We start from the raw sequence: 17,741 nt of genomic DNA, 5'->3' as shown, positions 1-17,741 counted from the left end.
GGGCACAAGATTGCCAGGATTCTAGCCCCCATACCTGGACATCGGAGACATGTGCCCAACCTGAGATGAACACCACGTGCCCATCAGGAGGTCGTTGAGGAGGGCGCCATCCACGTGTTGCACTGGTATGCCTTGTTGCGCTCCCACCCCTGTCTGAACCACCGATTGTTGTTCGCCGGCGTCCCGTGGTCGCGCGGCCAGCCGGGGTAGTCGCCCACCTGGGCGTAGAACCAGAACAGCCGGCTCTTGTTCGAGGAGCTGATCGGGTACGACGACGCCACCGACCGCATCCACATGCCGCCGAAGCAGGTGGCCTGCAGCTCCAGCCGCCTGCTGAGCGCCAGCTTGCCGCTCTGGCTGGAGGAGTCGAGCGTGGAGCGCCACCACGAGTCCATCAGGCCCGTGATGTTCTGGACGTGGTGGCCGTACTCGTGGGCCATCATGCTGATGATGCCGCCGTGCCAGGTGATGATCTGGCCGTACCCGCGGGCGTTGCCGTTGCCCCTGGCCATGGCCGAGGTGGAGGCGTAGATGGTGTTGTTGCGCGGGCAGTAGTACGGCACCATGCTGCCCGCCGACGGGTAGTCGCCGCACGCGCCCCTGCCCCGCTTGGCGACGATGGAGTAGCCCGGCGGGCTGAACCGGATGCCCTGCTTCTCCAGGATCGGCTGCCACGCCTTGTCCATGCACCGGCCCGTCTTCAGGATCAGCGACTTGAGCTGGTTGTGGTTGAAGATGTTGGCACCGCCGGCCTGGCAGTTGAGCCTGGGCAGGGTGCCGGCCCGGTACATCGTGTTGTTCTTCAGGCTCGTGTTGAGCGTGACCTTGGGCTGCTGGGTGGCCGCCGTCGGCTCGGGCTCGGGCTCCTCGGTGGCCCTTCTGGTCGGCTCCTCCGTACGCGTGCGGGGCGGCTCGTCGTCGTCGGTGGCCCGCTGCGACGGCTCGTACGTCGGGATCGCGATCGGCGTGGTCGTCTCGGACCTGGAGGAGCTCTTGAGCATCGCCGCGCCGATGATGATCAGCACGAACAGCGCCGCCAGCGACCCGAACACGGCGCCGAGCACCCCGATGACGCCCATGCCCGACTTCCTGCGCGGCGGCTGCGGCATGCGCAGCGTCGGCATGGGCGGCGGCATCGGTGGTGGCGGCGGGGGAGGAGGCGGCGGCTGCCGGTACGGCTGCTGCCCGTAGGGCGGCGGCGGGTACTGCGGTGGGTATTGCTGCGGCTGGCCCTGCGGGTACGGCTGCCCTTGCGGATACGGCTGCCCCTGCGGGTACGCGGGCCCCTGCGGGGGCATCCCCTGGGGCGGCATACCTTGAGGAGGGGCCGGCCGCTGCGGATAGTGCGGCGGCGGCGCCTGGGGCGGCGGCGGATAGGGGTTGCCCTGACCGCCCTGCGGTTGCGGCTGGCGGTGGCCGGGCGGCGGCCAGGGCAACGAAGGAGGCCGCTGTGGCTGCCCGGGCCCCTGGGGCGGGGGTGGATATTGCCCGTTCCCTGTCACCGTGTCTCCCCGTTTACCCGGTTGTCCGGAATGGATGGCTTGGCGGCGCGACTAGTCGGGCCTTTGCCAAATTTGGGGCAAAAGCATACTCATTTATCACCCGTCACGGATGTAGCAGTGCGTGGTTACAGTCCGAAATCATTCGAGGTGATCTCCGCTATCTTTCGGTCCGCGCGGCGGGCGGTGTCCTAGCTTTCTTGGCATGAATCTCCAGCAGCTCCGCTATGTGGTCGCGACTGCGGAGCACCGCACCATGACCGACGCGGCCAGGTCGCTCTATATCGCGCAGCCTGCGCTGTCCCGCGCGATCCGCGATCTGGAGCGAGAGCTCGGCATGACGCTCTTCGCTCGTTCAGGCCGTGGCGTGGTGGTCACCGCGCAGGGCCGCCGGGTGGTCAAACTGGCAAGGGAGGCACTCGACGCCGTACACGAGATCGAGGGCCTGGCCAACCACAGCGGCATCACGGAGGCGGAGCTCCGCATCGCCTCCACGCCCAGCCTCGAACCCGGTCTCGCCGGTCGGCTCCTGCCGGCCTACGCGGCCGAGCACCCGGGGGTACGCGTGCACATCGTGCGGTGCGACGGCAGAGACGGCGTCGTCACCGCCATCAGGGATCAGCGAGCCGACCTCGGCCTCACCGATCTGCCCGTGCCCACCGACCTCATCACCCATCCGCTCGAGCGCCAGGAGATCGTGCTGATCTCCCCGCCCGGGCTCGACCTGCCCAACCCGGTGCCGATGGGCAAGCTCCACGGGATGCGCCTGGCGCTGCCCGCCCGTGGCAGCATGCGGCGCAGGGAGCTCGACGCGATGTTCGGCAAGTACTCGGTCACGCCGGTGGTCGTGCTCGAGACCGACGAACGCAACGGCTGGCTCAACGCGGTGCGCGCCGGACAGGCGTCGCTGCTGTGGTACCGCGGCATGGCCGAGCAGGCCGGCCGCGCGGGCCTCGTGGTGCGCTCGCTCGAACCCGCCGTCCGACGCGTCATCGCCGTCGTGCACGCTCGCCGGCGCCTGCCGCTGATCGCCCAGGACTTCCTGGCCACCGCAGAAAAGGGGACAGCCGCCTGACCGCTTTCGGAACGATCCACACACCCCCATCGCACAGCCTCTGACACCGCACAGAGCCGCACTGGCCGCACCAGCCGCCGGCACGTCAGAGACGAACAGCAAGGCCGCACCCGGAAAGCACAGAACAGGGGCCCGGAACATCCGAGCCCAGGGGGCCCGGCGACGACGCCGTGCCCCTGAGGGCCATCACCGGAGACCTGCTTTCAGCCCGTGACCCGCAGCAACTCGCCTGAGCCTGCCGCCCCTCGCGAGGAGCGTTCTCACGCTGCTTCAGTGGGAGCCCGCTGCTCCAGCGGGAATGCCTGCTGCTCCAGCGGGAATGCCTGCTGCTCCAGCGGGAACGCCCGCTGCTCTAGCGGGAAAGCGGCAGCCGCACCACGGCCCTCAGCCCCGGCGCGGCGTCCTCCAGCACGACCGTGCCACCGTGCGCCAGCACCGTCTCGCGCACGATGGCCAGCCCGAGCCCGGTGCCGCCCTCATCGCGGCTGCGCCCGGAGTCGAGCCTGGTGAAGCGGTTGAACACGCGCTCACGGTCCTGCTCGGGAATGCCGGGCCCGTCGTCGGCCACCGTCAGGACGCCGTCGGCCGTCAGCGCCACCTCCACCTTGGAGAAGGTGTGGCGGGTGGCGTTGTCCATGAGGTTCGTCAGCACCCGGCTGAGGTCGAGGGCGTCGCCCTGGACCACGACCGGGTCGCAGGCCGTCAGGCGGGCCTCGCCGTACCTGTCTACGGTCTGCCGCACCACCTCGTCGAGGTGGACCGGCTCACGCCTGGCGGGCACGCCGCCGCGCTCGTCGAGCCGGGCCAGCGCGAGCAGGTCCTCCGCCAGCCTGGCCAGCCGCATCGTGTCCTCCAGCACGCCCTCGGCGGTCTCCGGCCAGTCCTGTCCCTCCGGATGGCCGAGCGCCACCTCCAGCTGCAGCCTGATGCTCGCGAGCGGGCTGCGCAGCTCGTGCGCGGCGTCGGAGACCAGCGCCCGCTGCCGCTGCTCGGCCTCCTCCAGCCGGGCCAGCATGCCGTTCAGCGTGGTGGCCAGCGAATGGACCTCGTCCCGCGACTGCGGCACCGGCAGCCGGCGCGACCTGGCCGTGTGCGTGATGTCCGCCGCGCCCTTGCGCAGCGCGGCGATCGGGCGCAGCGTACGGCCGATCATCAGCCAGCTCGCCACCGCCAGCAGCACGATCAGCGCGGGCGTGCCGACCAGCAGCACCCTGCCCGCGGTGCCGAGGCTGGTCTGGATCTCGCTGATGGGCCTGGCCGCCACCACGGTCTGGCCGCGGTCCGCGCTGAGCACGACCACCCGCAGGGGGCCGGGGATCGCGTACGGCCGCCCGTCCAGCATCGTCGCCCGCCCGCTCCTCAGCACCTCCGCCCTGGCCCGCACGCCCAGCAGCGGCACCAGCCGGTCGGTGCCGTAGGTGACGTGCGTGATCCGCCCCTTCGCGTCGATGACCTGCACGATCGTGCCGTCGTGCGTGGTGATCGGGCTGGTCAGCGTCCCCGCGTCGGCCGCCACGCGCACGGCCTGCGCCTGCTGCCTGGTGGACTCGTCCACGGTGTCGATCAGCGTCCGGTCCAGCACGGTGAGCAGCACCGAGGCCGAGATCGCCAGCGCGAACGCGAGCACCGCGGAGGCCGCCACGGTGAGCCTGAAGCGCAGGCCCTGACGCCGCCACCAGGCCAGCGGGGAGTCAGCCACCGTCGCCCGCCAGCCGGTAACCCGCGCCGCGCACGGTCTGCAGCGCGTTCCTGCCGAACGGGGCGTCGATCTTGCGCCGCAGGTAGCCCACGTACACCTCGACCACGTTCGGGTCGGTGTCGAAGGTGTCCCACACGTGCTCCAGGATCTCCGACTTGGACACGACCTCGTCCCGGCGGCGGATCAGGTATTCCAGCAGCGCGAACTCCCTCGGCGTCAGCTCGATCGCGCTCTCGCCCCGCTCGACCCTGCGCCGCGCGGGATCCAGCGACAGATCGCCCGCCACCAGGACCGACGGCCGCCGCCCCGAGTCGCGCCGCAGCAGCGCCCGCAGCCTGGCCACCAGCACCACGTACGAGAACGGCTTCGTCAGATAGTCGTCGGCGCCCAGATCCAGCCCGTCGGCCATGTCGTACTCGCCGTCCTTGGCCGACAGCATCAGGATCGGCACCCAGTTCTCCTCGGCGCGCAACTGCTTGCACACGTTGTACCCCGACAGCCGGGGCAGCATGATGTCGAGCACGACGATGTCGTAGTCGCCGTGCCTGGCCGCGTGGAGCCCCTCCTCGCCGTCGTGGGCGAGATCCACGGCGAAGCCCTCGGCCTGGAGCCCCCGCTGGAGCGCGGCCGCCATCCGCCGTTCGTCCTCGACGACAAGTACTCTCATGAGGCGATTCTCCTTTTCCTGCCCTGAGACAACGCTGAGAAGGCTGAGAGCCGTCTCAGACTGTCTCAGGTCTGCCACAGGATGCATCACGCAGGCTCTGAGCATCGACATACCGTTAAGGAGTGAGATGCGCAGAGGCACGTTCGTGAGGTGGGGAGTCCCGATCGCGGCGGCGGCCGTGATCGGAGCCGCGATCGGCGCCGGCCCCGTCATCGCCGCGGTGAGCGGCGAGCCCGTGCTGCCGGAGCGGTCGGCCCAGCAACTGCTGGCCGACGCGGCGGCGGCGACCAGCAAGGACCACGGCCTCCCGCCGATGTCCGGCACGGTGCAGCAGACGGCTTCGCTCGGCCTGCCGGCGCTGCCGCAGGCCGGCGGCGGGTCGCCGCTGAGCCTGCTGTCCGGCTCGCACGAGGTGAAGGTCTGGTACGGCGCCGCCGACAAGCTGCGGGTGGCCATGCCGACCCAGTTGAGCGAGACCAACCTGATCGTGAACGGCGATCAGGCCTGGTACTGGAACAGCAGCGACAACACCGCCACCAAGCTGAAGGTCAAGGCGGACGCCGCCGGGCGGCAGCACGCCCCGGCCACGCCGCAGCCGACCGATCTGACGCCGCAGCAGGTGGCCGAGCGGGTGCTGGCCGGTGCCGACAAGCACACCGCCGTCCGGGTGATCAACACGGCCGAGGTGGCGGGCCGCCCGGTCTACCAGCTCGTGCTGGCGCCCAAGGCGGAGGGCTCGCTGGTGCAGGAGGTACGCATCGCGCTCGACGGCGAGACGTACGTCCCGCTGCAGGTGCAGGTGTACGCCAAGGGCTCGGCGGAGCCGGCGTTCCAGATCGGGTTCACCCAGGTGACGTTCACGCCGCCGGCCGCCGAGAACTTCGAGTTCACCCCGCCCGCGGGCGCCAAGGTGGAGGAGAAGACGATCGGCTTCGACGAGGGCGCCGAGGCGGGCACGGAGGAGCAGGCGGAGAAGGCCAAGGACGTCGCGGACCGGGTGAAGGTCGTCGGCGAGGGCTGGGCGACGGTCACGGTCCTGCCGTTCTCGCTGTCGGACCTGGCCGCCGAGCCGGCTGCGACGCCCGAGGGCAGGCAGCACGGCGGCGGCACCGACCCGAGCGCGCTGCTGGACGGCGTGCTCAAGTCGGCCACCCCGGTGAGCGGCACGTGGGGCTCGGGCAAGCTGATCAAGACCAAGCTCGTCACGGCCCTGCTGACCGACGACGGCCGCCTCCTGGTGGGCGCGGTCACCCCGGAAGAGATCATCAAGGCGGCGGGCGTCAAGTGACGACCGTCGTGCAGGAAGCGGGGGCGCCCTTCGGGGCGGCCCCGCCGCCGGGGATCGGAGCGGACGGCGCGGCCATCGTCACCGAGGGCCTGACCAAGCGCTTCCGCGGCGGCCAGATCGCGGTGAACACCCTGAACCTGGCCGTGCCGCGCGGCTCGGTGTTCGGCTTCCTCGGGCCGAACGGCTCGGGCAAGACCACCACCATCCGCATGCTGCTCGGCCTGGTCGCGCCCACGGCCGGCACGTACTCCGTGCTCGGCCTGCCGCCGGCCCAGGCGCTGCCGAGGGTGGGGGCGCTGGTCGAGGGGCCGGCGTTCTACCCGTATCTGTCGGGCGCGGCGAACCTGCTGCGCTTCGACTCCGCCGACCCGACCGCGCAGCGCGGCACCGCCAAGCGGCGGATCGCCGACGCGCTCGACCGCGTGGGGCTGTCGGCCGCCGCGGGCAAGCGCTTTCGCAACTACTCGCTCGGCATGCGCCAGCGCCTGGCCATCGCGGCCGCGCTGCTGGGGCCGCGCGAGCTGCTCATCCTGGACGAGCCGACCAACGGGCTCGACCCGCAGGGCACCCGCGAGGTGCGCGCCCTGGTCAAGGAGATCGCCGCCGACGGCACCACCGTCTTCGTCTCCTCCCACCTGCTGGCGGAGGTCGAGCAGATGTGCACGCACGCCGCCATCATGCGCACCGGCGAGCTCGTCGCGCAGGGCACGATCGCCTCGCTGAGCGGCGGCCTCGTGACCCGCGTCAGGATCGAGACGCCCGACGCGGCCGACGCCGCGCGGGTGCTCGGCACGCTCGGGCTGGCCGACGTGCGGGCCGCGGGCGCGGAGGTCACCGCCGAGCTGGGCGGGCACGCGCCGGAGCGGATCAACGCCGCCCTGGTGGGTGAGGGCGTGGCCGTACGCGGGCTGGCCGTCGTGCGGCCGAGCCTGGAGGACGTGTTCGTGGGACTGACAGGGGAGGGCTTCGATGTCGACGGTTGAGTCGGCGGCCGAGACGCAGGAGCGGCGCACGCCCGGGCTCGTGCCGGTGACCGAGACCCTGCGCACCGCCGAGCGGCGCGCGCACGCGGCGGCGGAGCCGGTCGTGCCCGCCGCGCCCCCGGCCAGGACGGCGTCGTCGTTCTGGCGGCTGCTCGGCTCCGAGCTGGGCCTGACGTTCCGCCGGCCGCGCAACCTCGCGATGCTGGGCGTGGTCGCGCTCGTCCCGGTGGTGCTCGGCGTCGCGCTGCGGATCGCCGGCGCCGAGGAGGGCATGGGCGGGATCATCCAGGCCGTGGCCGGCAACAGCCTCATGCTGACGTTCGCGGCGTTCTCGTTCCTGGTGCTGCTGCTGATGCCGGTCGCCGTCAGCGTGGTGGCGGGGGACTCGATCGCGGGCGAGGCGGGCGCGGGGACGCTGCGCTACCTGCTGGCCGCTCCGGCGGGGCGCACGCGGCTGCTGCTGGTCAAATACCTCAACGCGGTGATCTTCGCCTACGCGGTGACCGCCGTGGTGGCGCTGGCGGCGCTCGTGACGGGGCTGATCCTCTTCCCCGTCGGGCCCGTCACGATGCTGTCGGGGACCACGATCTCCGTCGCGGACGGGTTGCTGCGGATCCTCATCGCCGTCGGGTACGTGGGCGCGGGCATGGCCGCCCTGGCCGCCGTGGCGGTGGCGCTGTCGACGTTCACCGAGGTGCCCATCGGGGCCATCGCGGGCACCGTCGTGCTGGTCATCGTCTGCCAGGTGCTGCGCGCGATCCCCGCGCTCGACTCGATCACGCCGTACCTGCTGCCGACCAGGTTCACCGACTTCGACGCCGTGCTGCGCAGCCCGATCGACGGCGAGTCGATGAGGGAGGGGCTGCTGGCGTTCGGGGCGTACATCGTGCTGTTCGGATCGATCGCCTGGGCCCGCTTCTCCGGCAAGGACATCACCTCCTGACCGGCAGGTCCCGCCGCCGAGCGTGCAGCGCCCCCGCCCGGGAATCATCGGGCGGGGGCGGCCGGTCGTGCCGGTCAGGCGCGTCAGGGCCCCGGCGCCGGCCGGCTACTCGACGACCAGCTTGACCGGGATGTTGCCGCGGGTGGCGTTGGAGTACGGGCACACCGTGTGGGCGGCCTCGACCAGCTCCTGGGCCGTCTCCGGCGCGAGTCCGTCCGGCAGCTCGACCCGCAGCGTGGCGTCGAGCTGGAAGCCGTTCTTGCCGTTGGAGGACAGGCCGATCTCGGCCGTGACGGCGGCGTCGGAGATGTCGATCTTCTTGCTCGCGGCGACGAACTGCAGCGACGCGGCGAAGCAGGCCGCGTAGCCGGCGGCGAAGAGCTGCTCGGGGTTGGTGCCCTGGCCGTCTCCGCCCAGCTCCTTCTGGAGGGCGAGCTTGACGTCGAGCCTCCCGTCGGAGGAGACCGCGCGGGCGTCGCGGCCGGCTGAGGTGGCGATGGCGGTGTACATGCTCATGGTTCCCTGACCTCTCATTGAGTAGACAGACCTGTCTGTCTATCTCTCTCGACATGAGAGTAGACAGATCTGTCTGGTAGCGTCAACAGGGTGAGCTCAGAAACGCCGGAAAGCCGCCCGAGCCCAGCCCGCACCCGGGTGCTCCAGACCGCCGCCCGCCTGTTCTACGCGGAGGGCGTCCATGCGGTGGGCATCGACCGGATCATCGCGGAGGCCGGCGTCGCCAAGGCGACCTTCTACCACCACTTCCCCAGCAAGGACGAGCTGGTCCGGGCGTACGTCGTCGAGCAGGGGGCGCTGCAGCGGGCCGTGATCGAGGGCATGCGGGCGGAGCCGCCGGGAGCGCGACTGCTGGCCGTCTTCTCGTTCATGTGCGAGTTCGGCGCCGGTCCGACGTATCGAGGCTGCCCTTTCGTCAACACGGCGGCCGAGTATCCCGACCCCGCGCATCCCGTGCGGCAGGCCATCGCCGCGCACCGGCGCTGGACGCGTGACACCTACCGCGACCTCCTGGCCGCCGACGGCCACCCGGATCCCGAGCGGACCGCCGACGTGCTGCTGATGGTCAGGGACGGCCTCGTGGTCGGCTTCGAGCTCGACGACCCGGCCACCGTCCGCACCGCGGTGGAGGACATGCTCTCCCGGGTGCTGGCGGTCTGACGCGGGCCGTCGCGCGCTCCCACCGGGCGGCCTGGTGCGGGCCGCCGTGCGATTCACCGGGCGGCCCGGCGCGGGTCGCCGTGCGGTTTCGTCAGGCGGTGGGGCGGCGGCGCAGGCCGAGCGCGCCCACCACGATGCCGATGACGCCCACCACCAGGCCCGCGCCGCCCAGGAGCCGCGCCGTGCCGTCGCCGGCCGACCCGGACTCGGCCGCGGCCGCCACCGGGCTCACCGACGGGGAGGCAGCCGCCGGAGCCGCGCTGGCGGAGGCCGAGCCGTGCGCCTCGTCCCCGCTCGCCGGCGTCAGCTTCAGCAGCGGAGCCGGGTGCTCCGCCTCGGTGCCGTCCGTCTTGGGGGCATCGGCCCAGTTGACGACCTCGCCGCCCGAGTATTCCTGCTTCGTGGGGAACGTCAGCGAGTCGACGTCCTTGGGCAGCTGCCCCATGGACACCTCGAACTCCTGGAACTCGCCCGGGTTGATCTTGCCGCCCGACCAGACGACCTTGGTGACGGCCTCCTCCAGGTCGCCGTACTCGGTCTTGACCGGCGTGGGCAGCTTGCTCTCCGTGACCTTGACGTCCCACCCGGGCACGGGCTTGACCGACACGAAGGCCAGCGGGTGGTCGGCGGGGAAGGAGACCTCGATCTTGACGGTCGAGGCGTTGTCGCGCTCGTTGGGCACCCGGAAGGCGACCTTGGTGAACCCGCCCTGCTCGGCGGTGCCCGGCTGGATGGTGACGTGGGCCAGCGCGGGCAGGGCGAGGCCGGCGGTGAGTGCGGTGGCGGCGGCGAGCACGGTCGCGGCACGGCGTACGAAGGACATGTGAAACTCCACTTTGGTGATCGGGGGATGAAGGGGTGTCAGACGGTCAGGCGGGAAGTGGAGGACCACGCCTGGCCACGCTGTGCCGGAAATCCGGCTGGAGCGGGACGACCCTGGTGCGCACGATCGGCACGATGGGCGGTGCGGCGGGCGCCGCGACCGGCCGGAGCAGCATGAGACGGCGGCCGGCGCGGCGCAGCAGCGACCAGAGCGCGGCCTCGCCGCGCGCCAGCCACAGCCCGGTGATCAGCGTCGCCGTCAGGTGCGTGAGCAGCATGCCGGCGCTGACCCCGAGGCCCTGGCCGCCATGCCCGTGCACCGAGACGTAGGTCCCGCCGTCGCCGGCGAACAGCTCGTGCAATCCCAGCTGCGCGCCGACGAGGACGAGGTTGATCGTCGGCGTCGAGCGCTCCCTGCCGCACAGCGCCAGCCCCAGCCCGGCCACGCCGGCGAGCCCGAGGCCCGCGATCCACGGAGCCGGTGCGGAACCGCCGCCCAGCACGTGGGCGAACGCGGCCAGGGTCACGCAGACAGCGGCGAAGGCGGCCGTCCGCGCGAGCCTGAGGGGGAGATGCGCGTGCATGGGTGTGCCCCATGCTCTCACGGGGCAGGGAGTCATGAGACCTCGAGTTTCAAGCTGCGCAATGCCTGGTCCGAAAATGGCATTTGTCGCTATGGTCGTGCCGACCGCGTTGACATAGAGGTGAGAACGTTGCGGCACTTAGCTGGTTTGCTCATCGGGCTTGTGGTGACGGCGGCCGTGCTGGGAGGCGGTGGCTGGGCCGTGCAGCAGGCCTACGGCAGTGTGGCGGCGACCCCACCGGACAGCCAGAAAATGTGGATAGCGCTCGGCGCGATGGCCGCGATAGGGCTGGTCGTCGGGCTTGTGACGGCGGGCAGGATCTCGCCGCTGGCGACGTTCGTGCCGTCGATGGTCCTGCTGGCCTGGACGGTCGTCTACGCCCTCGACGTGAACAGGGCGCTGTCCCTGATCCCGGCCGAGGCGTCGGTGAACCAGATCGTCAGGGACGCGGGCTTCGGGGCCAGGACGATGCTGACGACGGGCGTGCTCGCCCTGCTCGGCGTGGTCCTGTTCATCCCCGTGCTGATGCCGTCGCGCTGGTCGCGCCGGCACGACGACTTGGACGAGGAATATGAGACCACGCCGGAGGGCAGCTATTACTGAGCCGTGATCGGGCCGCCGCCGGTGTAGAGGCGGGTGACGACGTCCTCGATCGAGGACGTGTCGGGCGCCGTGGCCATCAGATCGTCGAGCGTCCCGTCGAACGCCAGCCGTCCGTGGTCGATCAGCATGACCCGGCGGCACAGGCGTTCGATGTCACCCAGGTCGTGGGTGGTCAGCAGCACGGTCGTGCCCTGCTCGGCGTTCACCCGGCGCAGGAAGTCGCGAATGCTGGCCTTGCTCACCACGTCGAGCCCGATGGTCGGCTCGTCCAGCACCAGCACGTCGGGCGCGTGCAGGAGCGCCGCCGCGAGGTCGCCCCGCATGCGCTGGCCCAGGCTGAGCTGGCGCACCGGGGTGCGCAGGAACGGTCCCAGATCCAGGGTTTCGGTCAGCTCGGCGAGCCTCGACCTGAAGACGGGGCGATCTACTTTGTAAAGGTGCCGGATCAGTTCGAAGCTGTCCGAGAGCGGCAGGTCCCACCACAGCGTCGTCCGCTGGCCGAACACCACGCCGATCCGCCGCGCCAGCGTCGTGCGCCTGCGCGACGGGTCGAGCCCGGCCACCCGGACCTTCCCCGAGGTGGGGGTGAGGATGCCGCACAGCATCTTGATCGTGGTGGACTTGCCCGCGCCGTTGGGCCCGAGGTAGCCGACGAACTCCCCCGGCGTCACGGTGAACGACAGGTCGTGCACGGCATGGACGACGTTCTTCTTCACCTTGAACGAGCGGCCTGCCCGGTCGAGCTCGATCATCGTCAACTCCCCGTGGATCGGTAGTGCCTGATGCCCTGCCGCCAGGCCAGGGCGGCCAGCAGGGTGAGGACCAGCGCGGCGGCCGGCCCGATGAACCGCATGAACTCCGGCGTGCCGAACGGGTCGTCCCTGCCGAGCACGTACAGGCCGGGCTGCCAGTTGACGAAGGCCAGCGGGAGCACGTACGTCACGCCTTTGACCAGGTCGCGGGCGTAGATGCTGAGGGGGTACTGGCTGAGCTGGTGGCTGCCGTAGGTGAAGGAGCTGGTCACCTCCGGCGCGTCGGTGAGCACGAACTGCAGGGCGCCGCCGATCGTCCACAGCGCCGAGAAGATGACGAGCCCGGTGACGACCATGACGGGGATCATCCAGGTGCGCCGCCAGTCGAGGTCGAGCGCGGCGACGGCGTAGGCGAGCACGGCGCCCGCCTGGAGGATCCGCCCGGCCCTGTTGGCGTTGAAGCGGTCGGTGGTGAGCTGGATCCAGGCGCTGACCGGCCTGATGAGGAACGTGTCCAGGGTGCCGGCCTTGATGTGCTGGCTGATCCGGTCGATGTTGCTGACGAAGGTGTCGCAGATCGTGAAGGACAGGCTGGCGGTGCCGTACAGGAAGATGACCTCGTCGCGGGAGAACCCGGCGAGCGTGGTGGTGTTGGCGAAGATGACCAGGATGACGGCGACGTCGAGCGCGGCGGTGACGAAGCCGAGCACGTTCATGAGCACGAACGAGACCGGGTAGGCCGCCGCGGCGCGGGTCCAGGTCCAGGCCAGCAGGAAATACGTTCTAACCACCCTGGATCACCACCTTGTGGCGGATCGCCCTGGTGGCGAGCGCGCCGATCCCGAGCAGGACGGCCGCCCAGAACGCCTGGAAGGCGAGGGTGTCCAGGATCGGGGCCTTGCCGAGGTAGAGGTCGGTGGGCAGCTGGGCCATGGCCGCCCAGGGCAGTGCCCTGGCCAGCTCGCCGAGCCAGCCGGGGAAGATGTGCAGCGGCACCATCATGCCGCTGAAGAACGTGGTCAGCACGAGCGATAGGACGGCCACGCCGCGGTCGTCGGCGAGCCAGCAGACCGACAGCGCGATGAGGTAGCGCCAGCCGAAGCTGACCAGGACCGCCAGGGCGAAGCCGGTCAGGAAGGCGAGCCACTGGCCGGCGGAGGCGGGCACGACGATGCCGAACAGGGCCGCGCCGACCAGCATGGGCGGGATGCCGCGGATCAGGAACAGGTAGGAGGCCCGGCCCGCGTCCTCGGCGAGGGTCCAGAGCTGGAGCGAGGCGGGACGGACGAGGTCGAGGGCGATGTCGCCGGTGCGGATGCGCTCGGGGATGCCGAGGCCGCCGCCGAACAGCTGCATCGGCCCGATGAACGCCTGGGTGACGAAGCAGAAGGTGATGGCGTCGTGCATGTCGTAGCCGGCCAGCCCGGGGCGGGCCTGCCAGAGCGCGATGAGGATGTAGGCGCGCAGGATGCCGAACACGCTGTTGGTGAACGCGCCGGCGACTGCGGCCCAGAGGTAGGTGGCGTGTTTGCGGAAGCCGTACCGGACGAGCCGGGCGTAGAGCGGTATGGTTTTGCACCTCCGGAGTGTGATGACACGGTGACCAGCCGTGTCCGGACCCGCGCACGGGTCTGCCGATGGGAAGCATGGAATTATGCGTCGCCGGGTCAGCGGTCCGCAACGCGATAAACGAAGCGCAGGCCGGACCAGGTGGGGTCGACGGCGGCCACCTTGTTGTCGACCAGGCCCATGGCCAGGCCGTATTTCCGGATGGGGTTCTCCGACAGGTCGGTGGGCACCTTGCCGGCGCGTTTGGGCCAGCAGACCCAGAGGCCACCGTCTTTGGCCAGGAGGGCCATGGCGCCGGGGAAGGCGTCGTGGAGGGCCGCGGAGCGTGACACAGTGCCGAAATGTCCGCGTAAGAGACGAGATACTTACTGGCCGGTAGGAAGTGGTCCGTCAGGGGAAGTATTACGTCGGAGGACCAATATGCGGATTGATGCGGATGTGGTGCCTGACTACCCCTTGAGCTGGCAGGCCCGCGCGCTCACCGGGCTCATGCGCGGCACCTTAAAGCCGGCTTCCACCTTGCTGATGCGCCATCCGCTGGCGCTGGCCGGGGCGGCCAGGCTCGGGGATCTGGCGCGGCTGGTCCAGGTTCCGCATCCCGAGCATGTGTCGATCGCGCCCGCGGCGTTCTCCGCGTGCGCGGGGGAGTGGGTCAGGGGCGGACAGGGCCTCGACGAGGACAAGGCGCTGCTCTACTTCCATGGTGGCGGCTACTTCTCGTGCTCGCCGGGCACGCATCGGTCTATCACGTGGCGGTTGTCGGTGGTGGCCCGGCGGCCGGTCCTGGCGCTGGACTACCGTCAGGGGCCGGTGCACAAGCTGGCGGACTCGCTGGCCGACGCGCTGGACGCCTACGACTGCCTGCTGCGGCAGGGGTACGCCGCCGAGGACATCATCCTGGCGGGCGACTCCGCCGGCGGTCACCTGACCCTGGCCACGCTGCTGGCGCTGCGGGACCGCGGCCTGCCGCGGCCGGCGGCGGCGATCTGCCTGTCACCGTGGGCGGATCTGACCGACTTCCCGCGGCGGGCGAACCGGTGGCAGGATCCGCTGCTGCCGGCCAGCCGGGTGCGCTGGCTGGCCCGCCGGTGGACCTCCGGGCTGGACCCGCGCGATCCGCTGGTCTCGCCGGTGCTCGGGGACTTCTCCGGGCTGCCGCCGCTCATGATCGTGACGGGCTCGACGGAGGTGCTGCGGGAGGAGGCGCGGCGGGTGGCCGAGCGGGCGCGGCTGGCGGGAGTGCCGGTACGGTACGAGGAATGGCGCCGGATGCCGCACGTCTTCCCGATCCTGGCCGATGTGCTGCCCGAGGCGCGGCTGGCGTTCCGGCACATGTCGCAGTTCCTGGGGGCGGTGGGCGCCAGGCCGTCGTCGCTGGGGGATTCGGCGGCCGCTTGACCCCTTTTGCGCCTCACGCACTGCCCCTTTCCGAATTAACGGCGTACTCTGGACAATCACGAGGTGTAAGGTTAGGTATACCTAACTTTCCAGGGGGGCTGTTTTCGATGGCTGAGAAGTCCAGGGATCATCATCGGGGCGTCGTTCTGCGGAGCGAATGGATCTCGCGGCACATGGTCCGCATCGTGGTCGGCGGCGACGGTCTGGCGGACTTCGCCACCACGGGGCTGACCGACCACTACGTGAAGCTCGTCTTCCCCCTCGAAGGGGTCGAATACCCCGAGCCCTTCAGCGTCAAGACCTGCCGCGAGACCATGGCGCGCGAGCTCTGGCCGCGGCTGCGGACCTACACCGTACGCGCCTGGGACCCGGACAGCCGCGAGCTCACGCTCGACTTCGTGGTGCACGGAGACGAGGGCCTGGCGGGACCCTGGGCGGCGCGGGCCAAGCCCGGTGACGTCGTGTACCTGCTGGGCCCCGGTGGCGGGTACGCGCCCGACGCCGCGGCCGACTGGCACCTGATGGTGGGCGACGAGAGCGTCCTGCCGGCCATCGCGACCGCGCTGGAGGCATTGCCGGACGGCGTCCTGGCGCACGTGTTCGTCGAGGTGGACGGGCCGCAGGACGAGCAGAAGCTCGGCAGCGCGGCCGACGCGCGGATCGTGTGGGTCTACCGGGGGGCGCGCCGTGTGGGCGAGGCGCTCGTGGAGGCCGTGCGGGCGCTGGAGTTCCCCGACGGGGACGTGCACGCGTTCGTGCATGGGGAGGCGGGGTTCGTGAAGCAGCTTCGCCGGTATCTGCGGGTTGAGCGGGGGATTGGGCTGGACCGGTTGTCTATTTCCGGATATTGGCGGATCGGGGTGGATGACGAGGGGTGGCGCGAGGTCAAGCGTGACTGGAACCGCGAGGTCGAGGCCGAGGAAGCCGCCGCCATCGCCTCCTGACGCGTCTGGGCTGCCCCCTCGGTCTCGGGCGTTCGGGCCTCGTCGGGGGGTCTGAGACCCGGACGGCTCCGGAGAGCTGCTCCGGGACGGGCGCCTTCTTCAGATCGGGTAGGCCGCCGCCCATTCCTCGGTCGGGCGCGCGGGACGGCCGGTGAGCCGTTCGATGGTGTCGGTCACCGGCGCGGGGGACGTACGGTGCCTCGACCAGGTGGCGAACAGGACGTCCGCGGGGGCGTACGGGCTGATCGCCTTTCGCGCCTCCTGCTCGGGCAGCTCCTCGTAGCGCAGGGCGCGCCCGTGGGCCCGGCCGATCAGGGCGATCTGCTCGGCGTGCGTGATCGAGCGCGGGCCGGTCACCGTGTACGTACGCCCGGCGTGCTCGGCCCTCGTCAGCGCGGCGATCGCGGCGGCCGCGAAATCGGCCGGATGGATGGGGGAGACCTGGGCGTCCGCCCACGGACCGCGTACCACGTCGCCCTTCTCGAGCTGGCCCGGCACGTCGAACGCCCACTGCAGCGCGTCCGCCGAGGCGACCGCGAGCCGGAGGAACGTCCATTCGAGCCCGGAGTCGCGGATCTGGCGCTCGATGTCCGCGTGGAACGCGGCGATGTCGTCGGGCTGGGGCTCGGCACCGTCCACGACGGCGCCCGACGACTGGAACACGACCCGGCGCACGCCCGCCTCGGCTGCGGCCTTGAGGAACGCCGGGGCGAAACCGGGCACGGCGGCCAGCAGGAACACCGAGGTGACCCCGTCGAAGGCGGCGGCCAGGCTCCCGGGATCGTTCAGGTCCCCCGTGACGACCTCGGCCCCTCCGGGGAGCCCGGCTGAGGACGGGTCGCGGGTGAGCGCGCGCACAGGGGCGCCTGCGGCGGCGAGCTGCTCGACGATGGAACGGCCGACGGGGGCGGTGGCCGCGGTGACGAGGATCATGACTGCCTCCTGGAGGGCTGTAGCTGGACGTGCCCGCCTGCTGCCGGGCTCGCTTTCCCGCTCACCGTAGAAGGGCATGCGGAAGATTTCTTTCCGCGTTTAAGCTGACTCCATGGCGCTCTCGTGGCGACCGCGCGGCCTGGTCGCCGACGCTCTCGTCGTGCTCGCAGTTGTCGGCATCCTCGTTCTGTATCCTCTGGTCGGCCAGGTCGACCTGGCGTCGATGTGGCCTCTGGGGCACGTGCTGCTCGTGCTCGCGCCCGCCGTTCTGCTGCTGCGCCGGTGGCGTCCGGTGCTCGTGCTGCTGGCGGAGCTGGCGCTGACGTGGCTGTACTTCGCGAGCGGCTATCCGGAGATGCCCATCTACGTGGCCTGCATCGTGGCCGTCTACACGGTCGCGGACCGGGCGCACCCGCTGATCGCGCTGGCCTGCGGGGCCTTGGCGATCGCAGGAGCCGCCTGGCAGGAGATCACGACGGCCATGCCGCCGGGGGACATCCTGATGATCACCGGCTGGCTGCTCATGGTGGTCGCGTTCGGGGCCGCGGCCCGCAGCCGCCGCGCGTTCCTGGCCGCGGCGGAGCGGCGCGCGGTCATCGAGGAACGGCTGCGCATCGCCCGTGACGTCCATGACGCGGTGGGGCACGCGATGTCGCTGATCAACGTCCAGGCGGGGGCGGCGCTGCACCGGATCGACGACCGGCCGGACAAGGCGGAGGAGGCGCTCGCCACCATCAAGCAGGCGAGCGCCGAGGCGTTGCGGGAGCTGCGCGCCACGGTGGGGGAGCTGCGGCACGATCCGGGGG

20 protein-coding genes are annotated in these 17,741 nt (G+C 71.1%); 9 read left to right on the top strand and 11 right to left on the bottom strand.

All coding sequences use genetic code 11. The features are described from left to right. Positions 1–83 precede the first annotated feature (83 nt). The gene (locus ETD85_RS35405) at positions 84–1,313 is read right to left on the bottom strand and encodes a neutral zinc metallopeptidase (RefSeq protein WP_240779639.1); all 1,230 of its coding nucleotides are present in this window, start codon (positions 1,311–1,313) and stop codon (positions 84–86) included. A 391-nt stretch (positions 1,314–1,704) separates the two neighbouring features. Between ETD85_RS35405 and ETD85_RS35400 the strand changes: the two genes are divergently transcribed. Beyond that, on the top strand, positions 1,705–2,574 hold the full coding sequence (locus ETD85_RS35400; RefSeq protein ID WP_138694174.1) for a LysR family transcriptional regulator: 870 nt from the start codon (positions 1,705–1,707) through the stop codon (positions 2,572–2,574). A 352-nt stretch (positions 2,575–2,926) separates the two neighbouring features. Here ETD85_RS35400 and ETD85_RS35395 read toward each other — a convergent pair whose 3' ends face one another. After that, entirely contained in the window at positions 2,927–4,273 is a 1,347-nt protein-coding gene (locus ETD85_RS35395; protein ID WP_138694173.1) for a sensor histidine kinase, read from the bottom strand. Then, positions 4,266–4,940 carry a response regulator transcription factor gene (locus ETD85_RS35390; protein ID WP_138694172.1) on the bottom strand — a complete coding sequence of 225 codons (675 nt, stop codon included), beginning with the start codon at positions 4,938–4,940 and terminating at the stop codon, positions 4,266–4,268. The genes ETD85_RS35395 and ETD85_RS35390 overlap by 8 nt, the downstream gene beginning before the upstream one ends. 127 nt (positions 4,941–5,067) lie before the next feature. Between ETD85_RS35390 and ETD85_RS35385 the strand changes: the two genes are divergently transcribed. Genes ETD85_RS35385 through ETD85_RS35375 form a run of 3 tightly spaced genes read left to right on the top strand, consistent with a single transcriptional unit; the run spans position 5,068 to position 8,154 of the window. Further along, a complete protein-coding gene (locus ETD85_RS35385) occupies positions 5,068–6,228 on the top strand; it encodes a LolA family protein (RefSeq protein ID WP_138694171.1) in 1,161 nt (386 codons plus the stop codon). Further along, complete coding sequence (locus ETD85_RS35380) at positions 6,225–7,211, top strand: ABC transporter ATP-binding protein (protein ID WP_206058999.1); 987 nt, start codon at positions 6,225–6,227, stop codon at positions 7,209–7,211. The genes ETD85_RS35385 and ETD85_RS35380 overlap by 4 nt, the downstream gene beginning before the upstream one ends. After that, the gene (locus tag ETD85_RS35375; RefSeq protein ID WP_138694170.1) at positions 7,198–8,154 is read left to right on the top strand and encodes an ABC transporter permease; all 957 of its coding nucleotides are present in this window, start codon (positions 7,198–7,200) and stop codon (positions 8,152–8,154) included. Before ETD85_RS35380 ends, ETD85_RS35375 begins: the two co-directional genes overlap by 14 nt. Before the next feature lie 105 nt (positions 8,155–8,259). On the opposite strand, the gene ETD85_RS35370 is transcribed toward ETD85_RS35375, so the two are convergent. Further along, positions 8,260–8,670, bottom strand: coding sequence for an organic hydroperoxide resistance protein (locus ETD85_RS35370; RefSeq protein WP_138694169.1), 411 nt, complete (start codon positions 8,668–8,670; stop codon positions 8,260–8,262). Positions 8,671–8,760: 90 nt separating this feature from the next. On the opposite strand from ETD85_RS35370, the gene ETD85_RS35365 reads away from it, so the two are divergent. Then, the gene (locus ETD85_RS35365; protein WP_206058998.1) at positions 8,761–9,330 is read left to right on the top strand and encodes a TetR/AcrR family transcriptional regulator; all 570 of its coding nucleotides are present in this window, start codon (positions 8,761–8,763) and stop codon (positions 9,328–9,330) included. Between the two features lie 91 nt (positions 9,331–9,421). On the opposite strand, the gene ETD85_RS35360 is transcribed toward ETD85_RS35365, so the two are convergent. Beyond that, complete coding sequence (locus ETD85_RS35360) at positions 9,422–10,153, bottom strand: YcnI family copper-binding membrane protein (RefSeq protein WP_138694168.1); 732 nt, start codon at positions 10,151–10,153, stop codon at positions 9,422–9,424. A gap of 46 nt (positions 10,154–10,199) precedes the next feature. Next, positions 10,200–10,736, bottom strand: a complete 537-nt coding sequence (locus ETD85_RS35355; protein WP_138694167.1) for an MFS transporter — start codon at positions 10,734–10,736, stop codon at positions 10,200–10,202. A gap of 147 nt (positions 10,737–10,883) precedes the next feature. On the opposite strand from ETD85_RS35355, the gene ETD85_RS35350 reads away from it, so the two are divergent. After that, positions 10,884–11,339 carry a hypothetical protein gene (locus ETD85_RS35350; protein ID WP_240779638.1) on the top strand — a complete coding sequence of 152 codons (456 nt, stop codon included), beginning with the start codon at positions 10,884–10,886 and terminating at the stop codon, positions 11,337–11,339. Here the strand turns inward: ETD85_RS35350 and ETD85_RS35345 are convergent. The 4 genes from ETD85_RS35345 to ETD85_RS35330 all read right to left on the bottom strand — a co-directional run bounded on the left by ETD85_RS35345 (position 11,333) and on the right by ETD85_RS35330 (position 13,992). After that, positions 11,333–12,091 carry an ABC transporter ATP-binding protein gene (locus ETD85_RS35345; RefSeq protein ID WP_138694165.1) on the bottom strand — a complete coding sequence of 253 codons (759 nt, stop codon included), beginning with the start codon at positions 12,089–12,091 and terminating at the stop codon, positions 11,333–11,335. The genes ETD85_RS35350 and ETD85_RS35345 overlap by 7 nt on opposite strands. A gap of 2 nt (positions 12,092–12,093) precedes the next feature. Further along, entirely contained in the window at positions 12,094–12,882 is a 789-nt protein-coding gene (locus ETD85_RS35340; RefSeq protein ID WP_138694164.1) for an ABC transporter permease, read from the bottom strand. Continuing rightward, positions 12,875–13,570: an ABC transporter permease gene (locus ETD85_RS35335; protein ID WP_240779637.1), complete on the bottom strand. Its 696-nt coding sequence runs from the start codon at positions 13,568–13,570 to the stop codon at positions 12,875–12,877. Before ETD85_RS35335 ends, ETD85_RS35340 begins: the two co-directional genes overlap by 8 nt. A 188-nt stretch (positions 13,571–13,758) precedes the next feature. Next, positions 13,759–13,992, bottom strand: a complete 234-nt coding sequence (locus ETD85_RS35330) for a hypothetical protein (protein ID WP_170247002.1) — start codon at positions 13,990–13,992, stop codon at positions 13,759–13,761. 88 nt (positions 13,993–14,080) lie between these two features. On the opposite strand from ETD85_RS35330, the gene ETD85_RS35325 reads away from it, so the two are divergent. Together ETD85_RS35325 and ETD85_RS35320 are read left to right on the top strand one after the other, a co-directional pair. Then, entirely contained in the window at positions 14,081–15,058 is a 978-nt protein-coding gene (locus tag ETD85_RS35325; protein ID WP_240779636.1) for an alpha/beta hydrolase, read from the top strand. Between the two features lie 107 nt (positions 15,059–15,165). Next, positions 15,166–16,002 carry a siderophore-interacting protein gene (locus tag ETD85_RS35320; protein WP_138694162.1) on the top strand — a complete coding sequence of 279 codons (837 nt, stop codon included), beginning with the start codon at positions 15,166–15,168 and terminating at the stop codon, positions 16,000–16,002. Between the two features lie 99 nt (positions 16,003–16,101). Here ETD85_RS35320 and ETD85_RS35315 read toward each other — a convergent pair whose 3' ends face one another. Further along, complete coding sequence (locus ETD85_RS35315; protein ID WP_138694161.1) at positions 16,102–16,935, bottom strand: NmrA family NAD(P)-binding protein; 834 nt, start codon at positions 16,933–16,935, stop codon at positions 16,102–16,104. Positions 16,936–17,047: 112 nt separating this feature from the next. On the opposite strand from ETD85_RS35315, the gene ETD85_RS35310 reads away from it, so the two are divergent. Beyond that, positions 17,048–17,741, top strand: a 694-nt coding sequence (locus tag ETD85_RS35310) for a sensor histidine kinase (protein WP_138694160.1), incomplete at its 3' end; no start/stop codon positions are given.

It is taken from the genome of Nonomuraea zeae (assembly GCF_005889725.1).
Classification (GTDB): Bacteria; Actinomycetota; Actinomycetes; order Streptosporangiales; family Streptosporangiaceae; genus Nonomuraea; species Nonomuraea zeae.
The sequence above is the reverse complement of the archived record's forward strand: the minus strand, read 5'-3'. Positions and strand labels throughout refer to the sequence as shown.